The 19,104-nt window shown below is 75.3% G+C and carries 19 protein-coding genes; 13 read left to right on the top strand and 6 right to left on the bottom strand.

The features are described 5' to 3' along the window. Positions 1-43: 43 nt before the first annotated feature. Positions 44-1,489: a serine hydrolase gene (locus GC157_08590; protein MBI1377523.1), complete on the top strand. Its 1,446-nt coding sequence runs from the start codon at positions 44-46 to the stop codon at positions 1,487-1,489. Positions 1,490-1,510: 21 nt separating this feature from the next. Here GC157_08590 and GC157_08585 read toward each other — a convergent pair whose 3' ends face one another. Continuing rightward, on the bottom strand, positions 1,511-1,882 hold the full coding sequence (locus GC157_08585) for a nuclear transport factor 2 family protein (protein MBI1377522.1): 372 nt from the start codon (positions 1,880-1,882) through the stop codon (positions 1,511-1,513). A gap of 81 nt (positions 1,883-1,963) precedes the next feature. Further along, positions 1,964-2,677: a hypothetical protein gene (locus tag GC157_08580; GenBank protein MBI1377521.1), complete on the bottom strand. Its 714-nt coding sequence runs from the start codon at positions 2,675-2,677 to the stop codon at positions 1,964-1,966. Here GC157_08580 and GC157_08575 point away from each other — a divergent pair. The 3 genes from GC157_08575 to dnaE all read left to right on the top strand — a co-directional run bounded on the left by GC157_08575 (position 2,571) and on the right by dnaE (position 7,905). After that, complete coding sequence (locus tag GC157_08575; GenBank protein ID MBI1377520.1) at positions 2,571-3,437, top strand: oxidoreductase; 867 nt, start codon at positions 2,571-2,573, stop codon at positions 3,435-3,437. The two genes, GC157_08580 and GC157_08575, sit on opposite strands and share 107 nt — an antisense overlap. Before the next feature lie 37 nt (positions 3,438-3,474). Continuing rightward, on the top strand, positions 3,475-4,146 hold the full coding sequence (locus GC157_08570) for a hypothetical protein (protein ID MBI1377519.1): 672 nt from the start codon (positions 3,475-3,477) through the stop codon (positions 4,144-4,146). A gap of 180 nt (positions 4,147-4,326) precedes the next feature. After that, positions 4,327-7,905, top strand: coding sequence for a DNA polymerase III subunit alpha (gene dnaE / locus GC157_08565; GenBank protein MBI1377518.1), 3,579 nt, complete (start codon positions 4,327-4,329; stop codon positions 7,903-7,905). Positions 7,906-7,926: 21 nt separating this feature from the next. Here the strand turns inward: dnaE and ybaK are convergent, their stop codons facing one another. Together ybaK and GC157_08555 are read right to left on the bottom strand one after the other, a co-directional pair. Continuing rightward, positions 7,927-8,430, bottom strand: coding sequence for a Cys-tRNA(Pro) deacylase (ybaK, locus tag GC157_08560; GenBank protein MBI1377517.1), 504 nt, complete (start codon positions 8,428-8,430; stop codon positions 7,927-7,929). A 56-nt stretch (positions 8,431-8,486) separates the two neighbouring features. After that, positions 8,487-9,206: a peptidase S16 gene (locus GC157_08555; protein MBI1377516.1), complete on the bottom strand. Its 720-nt coding sequence runs from the start codon at positions 9,204-9,206 to the stop codon at positions 8,487-8,489. 58 nt (positions 9,207-9,264) lie between these two features. Between GC157_08555 and hisD the strand changes: the two genes are divergently transcribed. The 9 genes from hisD to GC157_08510 all read left to right on the top strand — a co-directional run bounded on the left by hisD (position 9,265) and on the right by GC157_08510 (position 17,593). Beyond that, on the top strand, positions 9,265-10,581 hold the full coding sequence (gene hisD, locus GC157_08550; GenBank protein ID MBI1377515.1) for a histidinol dehydrogenase: 1,317 nt from the start codon (positions 9,265-9,267) through the stop codon (positions 10,579-10,581). A 1-nt stretch (position 10,582) separates the two neighbouring features. Then, positions 10,583-11,671 (top strand): histidinol-phosphate transaminase, encoded by a 1,089-nt coding sequence (locus GC157_08545; GenBank protein MBI1377514.1) that lies wholly within the window; start codon positions 10,583-10,585, stop codon positions 11,669-11,671. Continuing rightward, the gene (gene hisB / locus GC157_08540) at positions 11,668-12,255 is read left to right on the top strand and encodes an imidazoleglycerol-phosphate dehydratase HisB (protein ID MBI1377513.1); all 588 of its coding nucleotides are present in this window, start codon (positions 11,668-11,670) and stop codon (positions 12,253-12,255) included. Before GC157_08545 ends, hisB begins: the two co-directional genes overlap by 4 nt. Positions 12,256-12,402: 147 nt before the next feature. Then, positions 12,403-13,041 (top strand): imidazole glycerol phosphate synthase subunit HisH, encoded by a 639-nt coding sequence (gene hisH / locus GC157_08535; GenBank protein MBI1377512.1) that lies wholly within the window; start codon positions 12,403-12,405, stop codon positions 13,039-13,041. Then, positions 13,038-13,397, top strand: coding sequence for a hypothetical protein (locus GC157_08530; GenBank protein ID MBI1377511.1), 360 nt, complete (start codon positions 13,038-13,040; stop codon positions 13,395-13,397). Before hisH ends, GC157_08530 begins: the two co-directional genes overlap by 4 nt. Positions 13,398-13,486: 89 nt before the next feature. Next, complete coding sequence (priA, locus tag GC157_08525; protein ID MBI1377510.1) at positions 13,487-14,296, top strand: bifunctional 1-(5-phosphoribosyl)-5-((5-phosphoribosylamino)methylideneamino)imidazole-4-carboxamide isomerase/phosphoribosylanthranilate isomerase PriA; 810 nt, start codon at positions 13,487-13,489, stop codon at positions 14,294-14,296. Positions 14,297-14,301: 5 nt separating this feature from the next. Further along, positions 14,302-14,691 (top strand): RidA family protein, encoded by a 390-nt coding sequence (locus GC157_08520; GenBank protein MBI1377509.1) that lies wholly within the window; start codon positions 14,302-14,304, stop codon positions 14,689-14,691. Next, complete coding sequence (locus GC157_08515) at positions 14,688-15,308, top strand: methyltransferase domain-containing protein (GenBank protein ID MBI1377508.1); 621 nt, start codon at positions 14,688-14,690, stop codon at positions 15,306-15,308. Before GC157_08520 ends, GC157_08515 begins: the two co-directional genes overlap by 4 nt. Before the next feature lie 632 nt (positions 15,309-15,940). Further along, complete coding sequence (locus GC157_08510; protein MBI1377507.1) at positions 15,941-17,593, top strand: DUF222 domain-containing protein; 1,653 nt, start codon at positions 15,941-15,943, stop codon at positions 17,591-17,593. 296 nt (positions 17,594-17,889) lie between these two features. Here the strand turns inward: GC157_08510 and GC157_08505 are convergent, their stop codons facing one another. Both GC157_08505 and GC157_08500 read right to left on the bottom strand, forming a co-directional pair. Further along, positions 17,890-18,459, bottom strand: coding sequence for a DUF664 domain-containing protein (locus GC157_08505; protein MBI1377506.1), 570 nt, complete (start codon positions 18,457-18,459; stop codon positions 17,890-17,892). Positions 18,460-18,643: 184 nt separating this feature from the next. Further along, entirely contained in the window at positions 18,644-19,039 is a 396-nt protein-coding gene (locus GC157_08500) for a PPOX class F420-dependent oxidoreductase (protein ID MBI1377505.1), read from the bottom strand. Positions 19,040-19,104: the final 65 nt, after the last annotated feature.

Raw genomic sequence — 19,104 nt, 5'->3', positions numbered from 1 at the left:
CGTCCGTCGCGCCCGCGCCGGTGCTGCGCCAGACTGCGGCGCCATGGACGTCCCCGCTGCCGCTGCCCTGGTCGACGAGCGGCTCGCCGCCTTCCGCGACGCCGAGGACGTCCCCGGCGTCGCCTACGGCCTGGTGAAGGACGGCGCCCTCGTGCACGCGTCCGGCGCGGGGACAGTGGAGGTGGGCGCCGGCCGCACCCCCGGCCCGGACGACGTCCTGCGCATCGCGTCGATGACCAAGTCGTTCACTGCGGCCACGCTCCTGCTGCTGCGCGACCGCGGGCTGCTCCGCCTCGACGACGCGCTGGCCGACCACCTGCCGTGGACCTCGCGGCTGCGCAGCCCCGAGGGCGGGCACCCCATCACGCTGCGGGACCTGCTCACCATGGGCGCGGGCTTCCCCACGGACGACCCCTGGGGCGACCGGCACGAGAGCCTGCCCGTGCCGGACTTCGACGCCCTCGTCGCGAACGGGCTGTCGTTCGCCCGTCCGCCGCGGACCGGCTTCGAGTACTCCAACCTCGGCTACGCGCTGCTCGGGCGCGTCCTCACCGAGGTGTCCGGCGTCGACTACCGCGACCTGGTCGCCGCCGAGCTCCTCGGGCCGCTCGGGATGACCTCGACCACCTATGACGCGCAGGCCGTGCCCGGCGACCGGCTGGTGCCGGGGCACGCCCCGGTGGCCGCCGGGCTGGTCGTCGTGCCGCCCACGGGCCCGGGCGCGTTCAGCCCCATGGGCGGGCTGCACAGCACCGTGCGCGACCTGGCCCGCTGGGTGGCCGGCTTCCAGGACGCCTGGGCCCCCACCGGCGCGGCGCACCCGCTGGACCGCTGGAGCCGGCGCGAGATGCAGGAGCCCGCCCGCCTGATCGGCACCACCGTCCCGGAGCCGGGCGGGCCCGGGCGGGTCGTCACCACGTCCTACGCCATGGGCCTCATCTGCGACGACGACCACGAGCTGGGCCGGTTCGTCTCGCACTCGGGCGGCTACCCGGGCTACGGCTCGCACATGCGCTGGCACCCGGCCACGGGCTGGGGGGTGGTCGCGCTGGGCAACCGCACCTACGCGCCGTGCGTGCGGGTGGCGACCGCCGTGATGGACGAGCTCGTCGCCGCGGAGCTCGCCGACGCCCCGGCCGACCCGCTCGCGGGCGTGTGGCCCTCGACGCTGGCCGCGATGGACGTCGCGGAGCGGCTGGTGCAGGAGTGGGACGACGACCTCGCCGACTCGGTGTTCGCGCCGAACATGGACCTCGACCGCCCGCGCGCCGAGCGCGCCGCCGACGCGGCCGCGGTGCGCGCCGCCATCGGACCCTTCCGGCGTTCGGCGCGGCCGCCGCGGTCCACCTCGCCGGCCCACGTGCGCTGGTGGCTGGAGGGCGCCACGGGCCGGGCGACCGTGGAGGTGCTGCTGTCGCCGGACCGCGAGCCGCGCGTGCAGTCCCTGCGCGTCGTGCTCGGCGAGGCGGAGCGGCTGCCCCTGCACTGAGCGCCGCCACGGGCGGACGCGTCAGTCCTCGACGATCTTCCAGTACGAGTCCTTGCGCACGACGCGGTCGTCGTCGTCGAAGTCGAGCAGGTCGCAGCCGCGCACCTGCACGCGACGTCCCTCGGGGGTCGTGCCGGTGAGCAGCCATCGCGACACGCCGTGGCGCCCGGCGGCCCAGTGGTCGTCGTCGCCGTAGTGGACGTCGGGCAGGCCCGCGAAGCGCTGGGCCAGGCCGCCCCGCACCGCCTCGCGGCCGACGAGGCGCGTGCCCCAGGGGTCGCGTCCGCGGGGCATCTCGAGCACGCAGTCGTCGGCGAAGAACTCCATCACCCGGTCGAGGTCGTGCGCGTTGAACGCGGCGACCAGCCGCCGGAGCAGGTCCACGTCGGGCACGCGCCGACCCTGGCACAGCCGGGCCCGGGAGGGGAGGGGTCGGACGCGCACGGCAGGACCGGCGCAGGCCGCAGCGACGGCTCAGGAGCGGCGGGCGGTGGCCGCCGAGAGCACGGTCGCGAACGAGGTCCAGGCCAGCTCCGGCAGGGCGAGCGCGAACGCGGTGCGGTCGACCCGGCGCGCGGCCAGCGCGAAGCCGGCCCAGGTGGCCGCGAGCGCGGCGGAGTCGGCCGTGGCGGCCCACTGGCGCCGCGCCCGGAAGGCCAGCGGCGTGTAGGCGGAGCGTGGCACGATCGCGGCGGCCCACAGGGCGAGCGCGGTGCGCGCGGGGCCCTCGGCCGCGGCGCCGCCGGAGGCGGTCCACACGCGCCACCCGGCCGCGCTCGAGGTCACGGCCAGACCGGACCAGACGACGCCGTAGGTCCACGACGGCGGGGCCCACGACGGCGTCGGCAGCGACGCGAACGTGCGCCGCGACCGCTCGCTGCCCCCCGTGCCCGTGCCGGCGCCCGTGAGCGCCAGCGAGGCTCCCTGCCCGGCCAGGTAGGCGCCGAGGAGTCCCAGCGCCGGTGCGATGCGTGCCATGAGCCGCCCCCTACCCCGCGAGGTGCCGGTCAACCGTCCGGACCGGTCGGCGCCGGCCACCCCCCGGGGGGCGGGTGCGGCGCAGGTCGGGTTGGATGCTCGCATGACGACGACGGCACCCGTGCAGGCATCCGGCACCTTCCGCATCGGCGGCGACCTCGAGGTCCACCGCCTCGGCTTCGGCGCGATGCGCATCACCGGCCCCGGCATCTGGGGCGAGCCGGTCGACCGGCCCGGCGCCGTCGCCACGCTGCGCCGCGCCGTGGAGCTCGGCGTCGACTTCATCGACACCGCGGACTCCTACGGGCCGTTCGTGTCCGAGGACCTGATCCGTGAGGCGCTGCACCCCTACGGCGACGTCGTCGTCGCGACCAAGGCGGGGTTCACCCGGCAGGGCCCGGACCGGTGGGAGGTCGTCGGGCGCCCCGAGTACCTGCGCCAGTGCGCCGAGATGTCGCTGCGCCGGCTCGGGGTGGACACGCTCGACCTGCTCCAGCTGCACCGGATCGACCCGGCCGTGCCGCTCGAGGACCAGGTGGGCCTCCTGCGCGACCTCGTCGCCGAGGGCAAGGTCCGCCACGTCGGGCTCTCCGAGGTGAGCGTCGCCGAGCTCGAGGCCGCCCGGGCGATCACGCCGATCGCGACCGTGCAGAACCTCTACAACCTGGGCAACCGCCAGAGCGAGGAGCTGCTCGACCACTGCGAGCAGGAGGGGATCGGCTTCATCCCGTGGTTCCCCATCGCGAGCGGCAGCCTCGTGGCGCCCGACGGCGCGCTCTCGCGCATCGCCGAGCGCACCGGCCACACCCCCGCCGAGCTCGCCCTGGCGTGGCTGCTGCGCCGCTCGCCGGTGATGCTGCCCATCCCCGGCACCTCGAGCGTCGCGCACGTGGAGGAGAACTGCGCGGCCGCGCTCGTGGAGCTCGACGACGCGACCTACGCCGAGCTCGACGGCCTCGCCCGGCACTGACCCGGGGGGCCCGAGCCGCGTGCTGCACACTGGCGGCATGACGGGCACGCGGCGGCGACGCGCACTCGGGGCGCTCCTGCCCGCGGCACTGGCGCTGGCGGGGTGCTCGGTGGTGCCCACCACCAGCACGGCCCCCACGTCCGCCCCGCTCACCCCCGCGCCGACACCGCCCCAGCTCGACCTCCAGCTGCGCCCCGTGCTCACCGCGGGGATCGCCGGCGGGGGCGACTGCGCGGTGGTCGCCCCGGCCACGCCCGACCCAGCCCAGCCCGCCACGCTGTGCTCGCAGGACCGCGTCTACGTCTACTCGCTCGGTCCGGCCCGCGTCACCGGGGCCCGCGTCACCGGGCTCGACGTGAGCTGGGAGGCCGGGCGACCGGTGATCGAGGTGCGCCTCGACCCGCGCGGGGCGGCGTCCCTGAGCCGGCTGACGGCGGAGGCGCTCGTGCAGCAGCCGCCCAGGTCCCAGGTCGCCATCGTCACCCACGGCCGGGTGCAGGCCGCGCCCCCGATCACCGAGCAGGTCGACGGCGGCGTGATGGTGCTCTCCGGATTCGCCAGCGAGGCGGAGGCGCGCGCCGCGCTGGGCTTCGTCGAGTCCGTGCCCACCTCGTCGGCCACCCCGTCCGCCGGTGCCACGGGCGCCACCTCCGGGAGCGCGCCGGCCGCCCCGGACGAGTCCGCGTCGGGCTCGCCGACGTCGTCCTGACGGCCGCCGCGCGGGGCGCGCGGCGGGTGGTCGGCCGGCGGCCGGACACCGCCGCGACCGGGCCCGGGCGGCGACACGCCGGGCGACCTGCCGGGGCCCGCGCCCGGCCCGGCGCCGTCGGTCGCCCGCGTTAGGGTGAAAGCTCCCGACGAGCCGACTTCCCCCGGCGACCTGGGGGTCATGACCCGACGCCGCGAGGCGCCGACCCGAGGGGAGCGCACGTTGTCGAGCCAGGAGTTCGTGCACCTGCACGTGCACACCGAGTACTCCATGCTCGACGGCGCGGCCCGCCTCGGCGACCTGTTCGCGGAGGCCTCGCGGATGGGCATGCCGGCGCTGGCCATGAGCGACCACGGCAACGTCTACGGCGCCTACGACTTCTACAAGCGGGGCCGGGCGGCCGGGGTCAAGCCGATCATCGGCATCGAGGGCTACTACGCCCCGCAGGGCCGCTTCGAGCGCGCGCCCTTCGACTTCGGCGGCGGCTACGACGAGGGCACCGGCGAGGACGGCGAGAGCACGGCCAAGGGCCGCCAGGCCTACACCCACATGACCATGTGGGCGGAGAGCACCCAGGGCCTGCACAACCTCTTCCGGCTCTCGAGCCTGTCGAGCCTCGAGGGCTTCTACCGCAAGCCGCGCTTCGACCGCGAGCTGCTCGAGACCTACGGCGCCGGGATCATCGCCACCACGGGCTGCCCGTCGGGGGAGGTCAACCGCTGGCTCCAGGCCGGCAACTACGACCGCGCGCTGGCCGCGGCCGCCGACTACCGCGACATCCTGGGCAAGGACAACTACTTCTGCGAGCTCATGGACCACGGGCTCGGCATCGAGCGCCGCCACCGCGAGGACCTGCTGCGCATCGCGCGCACCCTCGAGCTCCCGCTGCTGGCCACCAACGACCTGCACTACGTCTACCCCGGCGACGGCGAGAGCCACGACGTGCTGCTGTGCATCGGCACGCGCACGACCATGGACGACCCCAAGCGGTTCCGGCTGCCCGGGCACGACTACTACCTCAAGTCCGCGGCCGAGATGCGCGAGGTGTTCGCCGAGCTGCCCGAGGCGTGCGACAACACGCTGTGGGTCGCGGAGCGCTGCGACGTTCAGTTCGCCGAGGGCGCCAACCTCATGCCCCGGTTCCCGGTGCCCGCCGGCGAGACCGAGGAGTCCTGGCTGGTCAAGGAGGTCGAGCGCGGCCTCGCCCTGCGCTTCCCCGAGGGCGTGCCGGACACCCACCGCCGGCAGGCCGAGTACGAGGTCGGCGTCATCATCCAGATGGGCTTCCCCGGGTACTTCCTGGTCACCGCGGACCTCGTGCGCCACGCCAAGGAGTCCGGCATCCGCGTGGGCCCGGGCCGCGGCTCGGCCGCCGGGGCGCTTATCGCCTACGCGCTGGGCATCACCGAGCTCGACCCGATCAAGCACGGCCTGCTGTTCGAGCGCTTCCTCAACCCCGAGCGCGTGTCGATGCCCGACATCGACATGGACTTCGACGAGCGCCGCCGCGGCGAGATGATCCGCTACGCCACCGAGACCTACGGCGAGGAGCGGGTCGCCCAGATCGTCACCTACGGCTCCATCAAGGCCAAGGCGGCGATCAAGGACTCCGCCCGCGCGCTCGGCTACCCCTTCGCGGTCGGCGAGCGCATCACCAAGGCGATGCCGCCGTCGGTGATGGGCAAGGACATCTCGCTCGCCGGGATCTTCGACCCGTCCGACCCGCGGCACAACGAGGCCACGGAGTTCCGGGCGCTCTACGAGGCCGACGCCGACGTCCGCAAGGTGGTCGACACCGCCAAGGGCCTCGAGGGGCTCAAGCGCCAGCCCGGCGTGCACGCCGCGGGCGTGATCCTGTGCTCCGAGCCGCTCATCGACGTCATCCCCATCTGGCGGCGCGAGCAGGACGGCGCGATCATCACGCAGTTCGACATGGGTGTGTGCGAGACCCTCGGCCTGCTCAAGATGGACTTCCTGGGCCTGCGCAACCTCACCGTCCTCGACGACTGCCTGCGCAACATCGCGAGCAACCGCGGCGAGACCGTGGTGCTCGAGGACCTCGACCTCGACGACCGCGCCACCTACGAGCTGCTCGGCCGCGGCGACACCCTCGGGGTGTTCCAGCTCGACGGCGGCCCGATGCGCGCCCTGCTGCGCTCGATGGCACCGGACAACTTCGAGGACATCTCCGCCGTCCTCGCGCTCTACCGCCCCGGCCCCATGGGCGCCAACGCGCACAACGACTACGCCGACCGCAAGAACGGCCGCAAGCCGGTGGAGCCGATCCACCCGGAGCTCGCGGAGCCGCTGGCCGAGATCCTCGACGACACCTACGGGCTGATCGTCTACCAGGAGCAGGTCATGGCGATCGCGCAGAAGCTCGCGGGCTACAGCCTCGGCAGCGCGGACCTGCTGCGCCGGGCGATGGGCAAGAAGAAGAAGGAGATCCTCGACAAGGAGTTCGTGCCGTTCCGCGACGGCATGCTGGCCAACGGCTACTCCCGCGACGCGATCGACAAGCTGTGGTCGATCCTGGTCCCGTTCTCCGACTACGCCTTCAACAAGGCCCACACCGCGGGCTACGGCCTGGTGTCGTACTGGACGGCGTACCTCAAGGCGAACTACCCGGCGGAGTACATGGCCGGGCTGCTCCAGAGCGTCAAGGACGACAAGGACAAGTCCGCGGTCTACCTCAACGAGTGCCGCCGCATGGGCATCAAGGTGCTGCCGCCGGACGTCAACGACTCCGACTTCGACTACACCCCGCGCGGCACCGACATCCGCTTCGGGCTCTCCGCGGTCCGCAACGTCGGCGGCAACGTGGTGGAGGCGCTCATCGGCGCGCGCCGGGAGAAGGGCCGGTTCTCCGGGTTCGACGACTTCCTCGAGAAGGTGCCGGTCACCGTCGTCAACAAGCGCGTGGTCGAGTCCCTGATCAAGGCGGGGGCGTTCGACTCCCTCGGCGAGTCGCGCCGGGGCCTGCTGCTGGTGCACGAGCAGCGCATCGACTCGATCCTCGACATCAAGCGCAACGAGGCCATCGGGCAGGACTCGCTGTTCGGCGGCATGGACGACGACGCCGCGGCCGAGATGTGGGCGCCTCCGCCGATCCCGACGGGGGAGTGGGACAAGGCCACGCTGCTCGGCTACGAGCGGGAGATGCTCGGGCTCTACGTGTCCGACCACCCGCTCAACGGCGTCGAGCACGTGCTGAGCGCGAGCACCGACGTGCCCGTGTCCGCGCTGCACACCGACGACGTCGGCGACGGCCGCACGGTCACCGTCGGCGGCCTGGTCACCAGCGTGCAGCGCAAGGTGACCAAGCAGGGCAACGTGTGGGCGATCGCGTCGCTGGAGGACCTCGAGGCCTCCATCGACGTCATGGTCTTCCCGGCCACCTACCAGCTCGTCGGCCCGCACGTCGTGCCCGACGCCGTGCTGCTGGTGAAGGGCCGCCTCGACAAGAGCGAGGAGGAGGCGCCCAAGCTCATCGCGATGGAGGTCACCGTCCCGGACCTGTCCACCGACGAGGGCGGTCCGGTGGTGGTCACCATCCCGGCGGCGCGCTGCATCCCGCCGGTGATCGAGCGGTTCAAGGACGTCCTGGCCGCGCACCCCGGCGTCACCGAGGTGCGCCTCGCGATGACCAACGGGCCGCGCACCACCGTCGTGCGGCTCGACGACAGGCTCCGCGTGACGCGCACCCCGGCCCTCTACGCCGACCTCAAGGCCCTGCTCGGACCCTCCTGCCTCCAGTGAGCCTCGGGCCCGGATGGAGGGTCAGCTCCGGGCGATCGGGGCGGTGGTGGCGCGGGTCTGGGCGACCAGGTCCGACGGCGCGAGGCCGAGGTCGAAGCCGCGGCGGCCGCCGCTCACGTAGACCGTCGGGTGGTCCAGCGCGCTCGCGTCGAGCACGGTCCGCAGCGCCTTGCGCTGCCCGATCGGGCTGATCCCGCCCACGACGTAGCCCGTGGTGCGCTCGGCCACCGCCGGGTCGGCCATGGCGGCGCGCTTGCCGCCCACCGCGGCGGCCAGCGCCTTGAGGTCGAGCTTGGCCGCCACCGGGACGATCGCGACGACGAGCGCGCCGTCGACGTCGGCGAGCAGGGTCTTGAACACGGTCTCGGGCGCGAGCCCGAGGGCCTCGGCCGCCTCGAGGCCGTAGGAGGGCGCCGCGGGGTTGTGCTCGTAGGCGTGGATGGTGAACGGCACGCCTGCGCGCAGCAGCGCCGCCGTCGCGGGGGTCGCACCGCCGGAGGTGCGCGACGCGTCCTTCTTGGCCACGCCGCGATCCTGGCCCACCGCGGGGGCCGGCCTGCAGGCGGGCCAGCCGCTCGGGCTCAGTTCATCGTGCTCGGCGTGCGCGCGAGGTCGACCGCCGGCAGCGACGGCAGCTCCTGCACCAGCGTTGTCTCGCGGCCCAGCAGCCCGATCTCGGCGCGCAGGCGCTCGCAGGTGGAGTCGCACTCGAGCAGGCGCTGGCGGTCGTGCAGGTCGAGCACCATCGCGACGGCGACCAGGTAGGACAGCACGGCCGGGTCCTCGGGGAGGGTGGCCATCTGCGCCGCCTCCACGGCGCCCACCCGCGTGAGCAGGCCCCGGTAGACGTCGAAGCGGCGGGCGACGGCCGTGGCGAGCAGCCCGGACTCGCCGGCCCCGCCGCCGTCGGACTCCCCGAGCCACTCCACCTCGGCGCAGTGGTACGGCGTACCCGTGTCCGCCAGGCGCAGCACGCGGAACCGGGCGTCGCCGTTGGCCACCACGTCCGAGCGGCCGTCGGCGTAGGTGCGGATCTCGCGCAGCACGGCGAGCGTGCCGACGTCGAACATCGCGGTGACGCCGTCCGCGCCCACCTCCCAGCCCTCCCGGATGGCCACGACGCCGAAGACGCGGTCGGGCTCGTCGCGGGCGAGCAGGTCGGTCATGAGGCGGCGGTAGCGCTCCTCGAAGATGTGCAGCGGCAGCACCAGGCCGGGCACCAGCACGGTGCCCAGCGGGAAGAGCGGGATCACCTCCCGCGCGCCGACCTGACGTGCCGTCACCGGCCCACCCTGGCCCATGCGGGGCGCCCCTGCATCCCGGTCGAGCCGGGCGGGTCCGGATCCCTAGACTGGACGCGTGATCCGCCGCCTCGACCTCCGCGGGTCGTCCGCCGACCCCCGCGACGTGCTGCCGCGCGCCGAGGTCGACGTCGAGAGCGTGCTGGCCACGGTCGGGCCCATCGTGGCCGACGTCCGCGAGCGAGGCGCCGAGGCGGTGCTCGAGTGGGGGGAGCGCCTCGACGGCGTGCGCCCGCCGTCGCTGCGCGTGCCGCAGGAGGCGCTCGACGCGGCGCTCGCCGCGCTCGACCCGGCCGTCCGCGAGGCGCTCGAGGAGTCGATCCGCCGGGCCCGCCGGGTGCACGAGGACCAGCGCCGCACCGACGTCGCCACGCACGTCGTGCCGGGCGGCACGGTCACCGAGCGCTGGGTGCCCGTCGACCGCGTGGGGCTCTACGTGCCCGGCGGCCGCGCCGTCTACCCGAGCAGCGTCGTCATGAACGTCGTCCCGGCGCAGGTGGCCGGCGTCGGCTCCTTCGCGGTGGCCTCGCCGCCGCAGCGCGACCACGGCGGCCTGCCGCACCCCACGATCCTCGCGGCCTGCGCCCTGCTGGGCGTGCACGAGGTCTACGCCGCCGGCGGCGCGCAGGCGGTGGCCATGTTCGCCCACGGCACCGGCGACGGCCCGGACGACTGCCGCCCCGTCGTCATGGTGACCGGCCCCGGCAACATCTACGTGACGGCCGCCAAGCGGCTGCTCAAGGGCCGCATCGGGATCGACTCCGAGGCCGGCCCCACGGAGATCGCGATCCTGGCCGACGACACCGCCGACCCGGCCTTCGTCGCGGCCGACCTCATCAGCCAGGCCGAGCACGACGTGATCGCCGCGTCGGTGCTCGTCACCACGAGCGAGCAGCTCGCCCTCGCCGTGGAGGCCGAGCTCGAGGTGCAGGTGCCCGCCACCAAGCACCACGAGCGGATCGCCGAGGCGCTCGCGGGCCGGCAGAGCGGCATCGTGCTCGTCGACGACCTCGAGGCCGGGCTCCGCGTGGTCGACGCCTACGCCGCGGAGCACCTCGAGATCCACACCCGCGACGCGCGGGCGGTCGCCATGCGGGTGCGCAACGCCGGCGCGATCTTCGTGGGCGACCACTCGCCGGTCTCGCTCGGCGACTACGCCGCGGGCTCCAACCACGTCCTGCCCACCGGCGGCTGCGCCTGCCACTCCTCGGGGCTGTCCGTGCAGACCTTCCTGCGCGGCATCCACGTCATCGACTACGACGAGGCGGCGCTGCGCGACGTCGGCCACCACGTGGTCGCACTGGCCAACGCCGAGGACCTGCCCGGGCACGCCGCCGCCATCGAGGTGCGCACGCACCGCCACGCCGGCGGCTGACGTGGGCGCACCCGACGACCTCCCGCTGCGCGACGACCTGCGGGGGCAGGTGGCCTACGGCGCCCCGCAGCTCGACGTGGCCGTGCGGCTCAACGTCAACGAGAACCCCTACCCGCCGTCCGAGTCGCTGGTGGCCGACGTCGCCGCGGCCGTGGCCGAGGCGACCCGCGGGCTCAACCGCTACCCCGACCGCGACGCGGTCGCGCTGCGGGCCGACCTCGCGGCGTACCTCTCGCTCGAGACGGGCGTGGCGCTCACCGGCGAGCAGCTGTGGGCCGCCAACGGCAGCAACGAGGTGATGCACCAGCTGATGCTGGCCTTCGGCGGTCCCGGCCGGGTGGCGCTCGGCTTCGAGCCGACCTACTCGATGTACCCGGAGTACTGCCGCGACACGTTCACCCGCTACGTCGTGGCGCCGCGGCGCGACGACTTCACCGTGGACGTCGACGTCGCCACCGCGGCGATCGCGGAGCACGAGCCGTCGGTGGTGCTCCTCGCCTCGCCCAACAACCCCACGGGCACCTCGCTCCCGCTCGACGTCGTGCGCGCGGTCCTGGCCGTGGCGCCCGGGGTCGTGGTGGTCGACGAGGCCTACGCCGAGTTCCGCCAGCAGGGCGTGCCGAGCGCCGTCGAGCTGCTCGCCGACCACCCGCGGCTGGTGGTGACCCGCACGATGTCGAAGGCCTTCGCGCTGGCCGGCGCGCGGCTGGGCTACCTCGCGGCCTCGCCCGCCGTCGTCGACGCCGTGCGGCTCGTGCGCCTGCCCTACCACCTCTCGGCCGTCACGCAGGCGGTCGCGCGGGCGGCGCTCGCGCACGCAGGCGAGCTCCAGGCCCAGGTGGCCCTGCTGCGCGAGGAGCGCGACGCGCTCGTCGCCTGGCTGCGCGCGCAGGGCCTCGACGCCGCGGACAGCGACGCCAACTTCGTGCTGTTCGGCCGCTTCGCCGACCGGCACGCGGTGTGGCGGTCGCTGCTCGATCGCGGCGTGCTGATCCGCGAGACGGGCCCGGACGGATGGCTGCGGGTCAGCGTCGGCACGCCCGAGGAGAACGCCGCGTTCCGTGCGGCGCTGGAGGAGGTCACGGCATGAGCAGGTCCGCGCGCGTGCAGCGCACGACCAAGGAGAGCGACGTCCTCGTCGAGCTCGAGGTCGACGGCACGGGCGTCACGCAGGTGGACACCGGCGTGCCGTTCTTCGACCACATGCTCGCCCAGCTGGGCAAGCACGGCGGTCTCGACCTCACCGTGCGCACGCGCGGCGACCTCGAGGTCGACGCGCACCACACCGTGGAGGACACCTCGCTCGCGGTGGGCCAGGCGCTGCGCGAGGCGCTGGGCGACAAGGCCGGCATCCGGCGCTACGGCGACTCGCTCGTGCCGCTCGACGAGACCCTCGTGCAGTGCGCGATCGACCTCTCCGGCCGGCCCTACCTCGTGCACACCGAGCCCGAGGTCGTCGAGCTGATCGGCACCTACGACACCACGCTCACGCGGCACATCTTCGAGTCGCTGGTCGCGGAGGCGCGCATCACCCTGCACGTGAACGTGCTGTCCGGGCGCAACGCGCACCACGTGGTGGAGGCGCAGTTCAAGGCGTTCGCCCGCGCGCTGCGCACAGCGGTCGAGGCCGACCCGCGCGTGGTCGGCGTCCCGAGCACGAAGGGCTCGCTGTAGCGCCGTGTGGATCGCCCTGCTCGTGCTCACCGGGTTCCTCATCGGAGGCACCTGGTCGTTCGTGCGCAACCGCGCATGGACGCCGGCCGCCGTGGTGGGCGTCGCCGCGCTGATGGCCGGCGCCGCCACGATCCTGTGGCTGCCGAAGTGAGCCCGCGCGTCGTCGTCCTCGACTACGGCTCGGGCAACCTGCGCTCGGCCGAGCGGGCGCTGGCCCGCGCGGGTGCGGACGTGACCGTCACCGCCGACCGCACGGCGGCCACCGAGTGCGACGGGCTCGTGGTGCCCGGCGTCGGCGCGTTCGCCGCGTGCATGGCCGGCATCCGGGCCGTGCGCGGCGGCGAGGTGGTGGGGCGGCGGCTGGCCGGCGGACGTCCGGTGCTGGGCATCTGCGTGGGCATGCAGGTGCTCTTCGAGCACGGGGTGGAGCACGGGGTCGACACCGAGGGCCTGGGGGAGTGGCCCGGCGTCGTCGACGAGCTGCACGCGCCGGTGCTGCCGCACATGGGCTGGAACACCGTGGACGTGCCCGAGGGCTCGGCGCTCTTCCGCGGGGTGGAGGGCGAGCGCTTCTACTTCGTCCACTCCTACGCCGTGCGCCGCTGGGAGCTCGCGGTCGACGAGCACTCCCGCACCGCGGCACCGCTCGTCACCTGGGCCACGCACGGGGAGCCCTTCGTGGCCGCGGTCGAGAACGGGCCGCTGGTGGCCACGCAGTTCCACCCGGAGAAGTCCGGCGACGCCGGTGCGGTGCTGCTGCGCAACTGGGTGGGGTCGCTGGCGTGAGCCGCGAGCGGCAGCGGCGCCGGGCCGAGCGCGAGGCCGCCGCCGCGGAGGAGCGGCGTCGCCGGGAGGCCTCGCGGCGTCGGGCCGAGTCGCGCGCCGCGGTGGTGGGCACGGTGACCGGACCGGCCGCTCGTGCCCGCGCGTCCGTGCGCCGGTGGTGGCGGCGCACCTACCCGAAGGGCGACCCGTTCGCCCGCCGCCGGCGCCGGCGCACGCTGGTGCTCCTGCTCGTGGCCGTCGCGGTGCAGGTGCTGGCCTGGGTGCTGGTGCCCTCGCTCCTCGTGCGCGTCGGGGTGCTGGGGCTCACTGTGCTGCTGCTGCCGGTGCTGCGCGTGCTGCTCTTCGACCGGCGCTGAGACCGCCCGGTGGCGTGCCCGCCCGGGTGCCCGGCGCCGGCGCCCACGGCGAGCGGCCGGCCGCCGGCGCCGGTCGCTAGGGTCGGCGCATGAGCGACCAGGACCCCCGCCCCGTTCCCGTGCTCGAGCTGCTCCCGGCCGTCGACGTCGCCGGGGGTCAGGCGGTGCGCCTCGTGCAGGGCGCCGCCGGGTCGGAGACGTCCTACGGCGACCCGCTCGAGGCTGCGCTGGCCTGGCAGGAGCAGGGCGCCGAGTGGATCCACCTCGTCGACCTCGACGCGGCCTTCGGCCGGGGCTCGAACGCCGAGCTCATCGCCGAGGTCGTGGGGCGCATGGACGTGCAGGTGGAGCTGTCCGGCGGCATCCGCGACGACGCGTCGCTGCGCGCGGCGCTCGCCACCGGCTGCACGCGGGTGAACATCGGCACGGCGGCGCTCGAGGACCCGGAGTGGACGGCGCGGGCCATCGGCGAGTTCGGCGACCGCGTCGCGGTCGGCCTCGACGTGCGCGGCACGACGCTGGCCGCGCGCGGGTGGACCCAGGAGGGCGGCGAGCTGTTCGAGGTGCTGGCCCGCCTCGACGGCCAGGGCTGCGCGCGCTACGTCGTCACCGACGTCGCCAGGGACGGCACGCTGAGCGGCCCCAACCTCGACCTGCTGCGCCGCGTGTGCGTCGCCACGGACCGCCCGGTCGTGGCCTCCGGCGGCGTCTCCTCGCTGGCCGACCTGCACGCGATCGCCCAGCTCGTGCCCGAGGGCGTCGAGGGCGCGATCGTCGGCAAGGCGCTCTACGCCGGCGCGTTCACCCTGGCCGAGGCGCTCGCGGCGGTGGCGCCCCGCGTCGAGGCCCGCGACTCGCCGTTCGGCCGCGGCGACGAGATCCCCGGCGTCATGCCGTGACGGGCGTGCGCCGGATCTCCTCCGGGGGTCCGTGGGAGGACGTCGTCGGCTACTCGCGCGCAGTGGTGGCCGGCCCGTGGGTGCTCGTGTCGGGATCGACGTCGGTGGTCGACGGCGAGGTGCTCCACGAGGGCGACGCCTACGCCCAGACGCTCGAGGCGTTCGGGGTGGTGCGCCGCGCCCTCGAGCAGGCCGGGCTCGCGCTCGAGGACGTGGTGCGCACCCGGATGTACGTGTCCGACATCAGCACGCAGGACGCCGTCGGCCGGGCCCACCGCGAGCTCTTCGAGCACGTGCGGCCCGCGGCCACGATGGTGGAGGTGTCGCGCTTCGTCGACCCGCGGATGCTGGTGGAGGTCGAGGCGGACGCCTACCGGCCGGAGGTGCGCGCATGACGACCTCGTCGCGGCCCACCCGGTGGGAGACCGAGACCGCGTCCGGGCACTCCGAGCGGTTCCTGGCGCACTTCCGCGCGCTGGCCCGCGACGGCGCGGACCTCGGGGGCGAGGCGCGCCTGCTCGACGCGATCGTGGCGCCGGGCTCGCGGATCCTCGACGCCGGCTGCGGCAGCGGGCGCGTGGGTGCCGTGCTGCACGCGCGGGGGCACCGCGTGGTGGGGGTGGACGCCGACCCCGTGCTCGTCGAGGGCGCCCGGGCCGACCACCCCGGCCCGCGCTGGCTCGTGGCCGACCTCGCGACGCTCGACCTTCCCGCGCTCGGGGTGGCCGACCCGTTCGACGCGGCGGTGCTCGCCGGCAACGTGATGGTCTACGTCGCGCCGGGCAGTGAAGGCGAGGTGCTGGCCCGGGTTGCGGCGCACGTGGTGGCCGACGGCGTGGTGGTGGTGGGCTTCGCCACCGACCGCGGGTACGGCGTCGACTCGCTCTCGCGCGACGCGGACGCTGCCGGGCTCGACGTGGAGCACCGCTTCGCCACCTGGGACCTGCGCCCGTGGCAGATCGGCTCCGACTTCGCCGTCGTGGTGCTGCGCCGGCGCACGGTCGGCGGCTGAGCCACCTGTCCGGCGCCCACCGGCCGAGCCGGGCTGACGCGCCGCCGCGGACGCCGCCCATGCCGTGACATCGGCTGCGCCGGCGCTGAGACCGGTGGGGCCATCCGGGGTCCCCGGCTCTCGCGCGACTCGTGAACGCTGCCGGTCCGGTGAGGCGCGCTTGCTCGTGGGTGCCGAGATCAGCCGGGGCACCGCCGGATCCTGGGGCTTGTCCCGGGGACGGCACACGCAGACGACGCGGTGAGGGCCGGGCTGGGCCTCGCTGCTGAACCGCGCTGAGTCGCCGGGGATCACCGGCTCGCGCGCGACGGGCGCGGTCCGGGTCAGGTGCGGTTCGGCTGCGCACCGGAGCCCGGGGCGGCTGGACTGCCTGGGATCCCGAGGGGTCGTGCGGCTCCTCGTCGTCACGGCTGCCGGCGCAGCAGCGGTCTCGCCGGTCCTGAGATCGGCTGGGCCGCAACGTATCCCGGGGACGACGATTCCTCTCCGTCAGCCACCGACGCGGCCGGTGCGGGTCGCCGTTCACGGTGCCGCGGCTGTGATCGCTTGCGCTGCACGGGATCCCGGCGTCGGGTGCGGTGGGGGATCGGTGGATCGCCCGCGTTGTCGGAGGTGGGCGGGAGGATGGGGGCATGCGAGGTCGAGGGGTGTCGGTGCTCGAGGCGCGGTTCGCCGTGGCCGGGCTCGCTGGCCCCTGCGCCCGGCTGCGCGACGTCGACGTCGTGCGCGCACCGGGCACGCGCCCGGTGCGGGTGGGCCCGGCCGGCCGGCACGGGATGGCGCCCCGGTCGCCGCTCCCGCCTCGGGTCGCGGCCCGGGCGGCGGCCCGCCGGATGCTCTCCGACGCGCTGGCCCGTCCCGTCTCGGCCGCGACGGCGGCGGAGCTCGTCGCCGTCGATCCGGCGCTCCTCGACGAGGACGGCCTGCTCGACCGGCTGCGCCTGGCCGACCGGGTCGCCGCCTGGGCGGCGGCGCAGGCCGCCAGGGCGCTGTCCGACCTCGCCGACGCCGACACCTCCACGCGCGCGATCCCGGGGAGCGTCACGGCGTCCTCCGCGTGGATCGTCGCGGACCCGGACCGTGCGCTCGCGCTGGAGGTGCGCCTGGCGAGGTCGTGCTCGGACTCGGCAGCCCGGCGCGACCTCGACGCCGCGCGGCGCCTCGCGCGCGAGCTGCGGTCGGTGCGCGACGCGTGGGAGTGCGGGGCGATCTCCTCCCGGCACGTCGCGGCCTTCCTCGACCGCACCGCCGGGCACGACCCCGCGACGCTCGACACCGCGCTCACCCACGTGCTGGCCCGCGTCGGCCGGCTCGGCTCGCACCGGGTGGGTGCGGAGCTCACGCGCGTGCTGACCCGCCTCGACCCGGCCGGCCAGGCCGCGCGGATCCGCCGCGCCCGTCGCCACGACCTCGGCGTGTGGTTCCGCCCGCTGCCCGACGGGCTGGGACAGATCACGGCCGTGCACCGGATCGAGGACGCCCGCGCGATCATCGAGGCGCTCGACACCGACGCTGACCGCTTCCTGGCGCACCGCCGCGGCTGCCCGCCCTGCGCCGCCGCAGTGCCGGACGAGATCGGGCCGGCCCGGGCGGCCGCCCACCTCGACCGGGTGCTGGCAGCCGACGACATCTCCCGTCCCGGCGCCGGTGCCGACGTCGACGCGTCCGACGGCCCGGGCGCTCCCGCCCGCACCGGTACCGCAGACCCCGAGGTCTCAGCGGGTCGCCGCCGTCGTGGAGGCGGGCGACGCAGCCGGCGCGGTGAGCTCCAGGTCGTGGTCGACCTCGCAACCCTGCTGGGGCTGGCCGAGGAGCCGGGCCTGCTGTCCGGGCAGCCCGTGCCGGCCGAGATCGCCCGCGAGCTCGCGACGTCGTGCGGGTCGATGCGCCGCGTCGTCACCGATCCGGTCGACGGGCACCTGCTCGACTACGGCACGCGCACCTACCTGCCCGACGCCTTGCGCGCCTTCGTCGCGGCGCGCGACGGCACCTGCCGATCACCGGGCTGCGGACAACCCGCCCACCGGTCGCAGCTCGACCACGTCGTCCCGTTCCCGCACGGCCCCAGCGACACCGCCAACACGCACGCGCTCTGCGCGCGCGACCACTCCCTCAAGACCGACGGGCACCTGCGCTACGTCGAGCACGGCGCCGACGGCCGGGCCGCCTGGTGCACGCGCCTGGGGCAGTACGGCACGACCCCCGCGCGCTCGTACCTGCCCGAGCCGCTCGACGCACCTCCCGGGGACGTGTCCGGCACCGGGCCCGACGTCCCGCCGTTCTGACGGTCGACCGGTGCCACCGGGCAGGAGACGGACGCCGGACGGCTCCCGGCGAGGTGGACGGTTCCGTGCCCGCCGGGCGCCGGGCGCCGGCGCGGCCGGTGCGGGTCCCCGTGGACGGGTCGTGACGGTCGCGAGCCGGCGGGAAGGCCGTCGCGCCTGCGCGGGGCGCTCCGTGCGCCGCGGTGCCCGGGTGCGGGGGTCTGCGCCGCGGGCGCTCCTCGTGCTGGCGGATCCCCAGGTCCTCAGGGGCGCCGCGCCCGGGTGGGAGGCGCCCCCGGTCCGTCGCCGGCGGTCGCCTAGGGCACCGGGAAGTCCTGCGGTGCCCCTTCGCCGGTGGAGCCGTCGACGGCCTCGCGCAGCAGGTCCGCGTGGCCGGTGTGCCGCGCGTACTCCTCGATCATGTCGGCCAGCAGCCGCCGCAGGCTCATCCCGTCGTGCGTGTGCTGGTCCATCCCGCCGGACGGGAGCGCGGACGCCAGCGCGTCACGCGAGCGGTGGACCGTGGCGGCCCAGAGGTCGCGCAGGTCCTGTGGCGCGTCCCCGGCGTCGCGCCACGCCCAGTGGTCCCAGTCGTCGTCGAGGGAGAGCCCGTCGAACGGGGCCATCATGGGGCGCCCGGCGAGCCGGTGCTCGAAGTACAGCTCCTCCACCCACGCCAGGTGCTTGAGCAGGCCGCCCAGCGTCACCGCCGAGGGCTCCAGGCGCAGGGCCAGGCCGGCGGCGTCGACGTCGGCGCACTTCCAGGCGAACGTGAGCCGGTTGCGCTCCAGGGTGATGAGGGCGGTCTCGACCTCGTCGCCGTGCAGGAACTTCTCGACGTCCCACTCGGGCGGCCGGCCGGCGACGAACCCCGGTGGCGTGGTCACGACCGCCTCGCGAGGGTCGGCAGGCGGCGTGCGGTCACGGTGCTGCGGTTGGCGGTGCGCGGGCGGTGCGGTCCGGTGAGCATCCGTCCACCGTAGGAGGTGCGCGGGCCTCCCGGACCCCGCATCGTCCGTTCCCGGGCTCGCGCGACGGGTCTGCCCAGGTGACGCTGAGCCTTCTCGGGCGTCAGGGCAGGGTGATCTCGACGGCGACGTACTCGGGCAGGCCGCGCACGAGGCGCCCGAGCGTGCGCCAGGCGTGGAAGGCCAGCCGGTACTTGGCCGCGTGCAGACGCGTCACGCGCTCGAGGTCCTCCGGCGCGGACGACACCCGCGCGGTGCCCTCGACGTGGGCGCCCTGGAGCCGGCCGCGCGCGTCGCACGGGGCGAGCAGCACCCGCGAGTCGTGGTGCAGCCGCTTCACCTTGCCGGAGCCCGCCTCCGTCCACACCCACAGCGCGTCGGCCTCGCGGCTGGCCCACACCGGGGTCGCCACGGCCCGCCCGTCGCGCCGGAAGGTGGTGAGGGAGACGTACGTCGCGGCTCCGAGCCGCTCGAGCTCCTCGTCGGTCGTCGCGGTCATGCCTCCACGCTAGGTCGGCCCACCGGGCGTGGCATCCCGGCGCGCGTCGTCCCGGTCACAGGGCG

The organism is Frankiales bacterium, assembly GCA_016125335.1.
GTDB lineage: Bacteria > Actinomycetota > Actinomycetes > S36-B12 > CAIYMF01 > Longivirga.
Note: the sequence above shows the minus strand (reverse complement) of the source record. Positions and strands in the feature narration are given on the sequence as shown.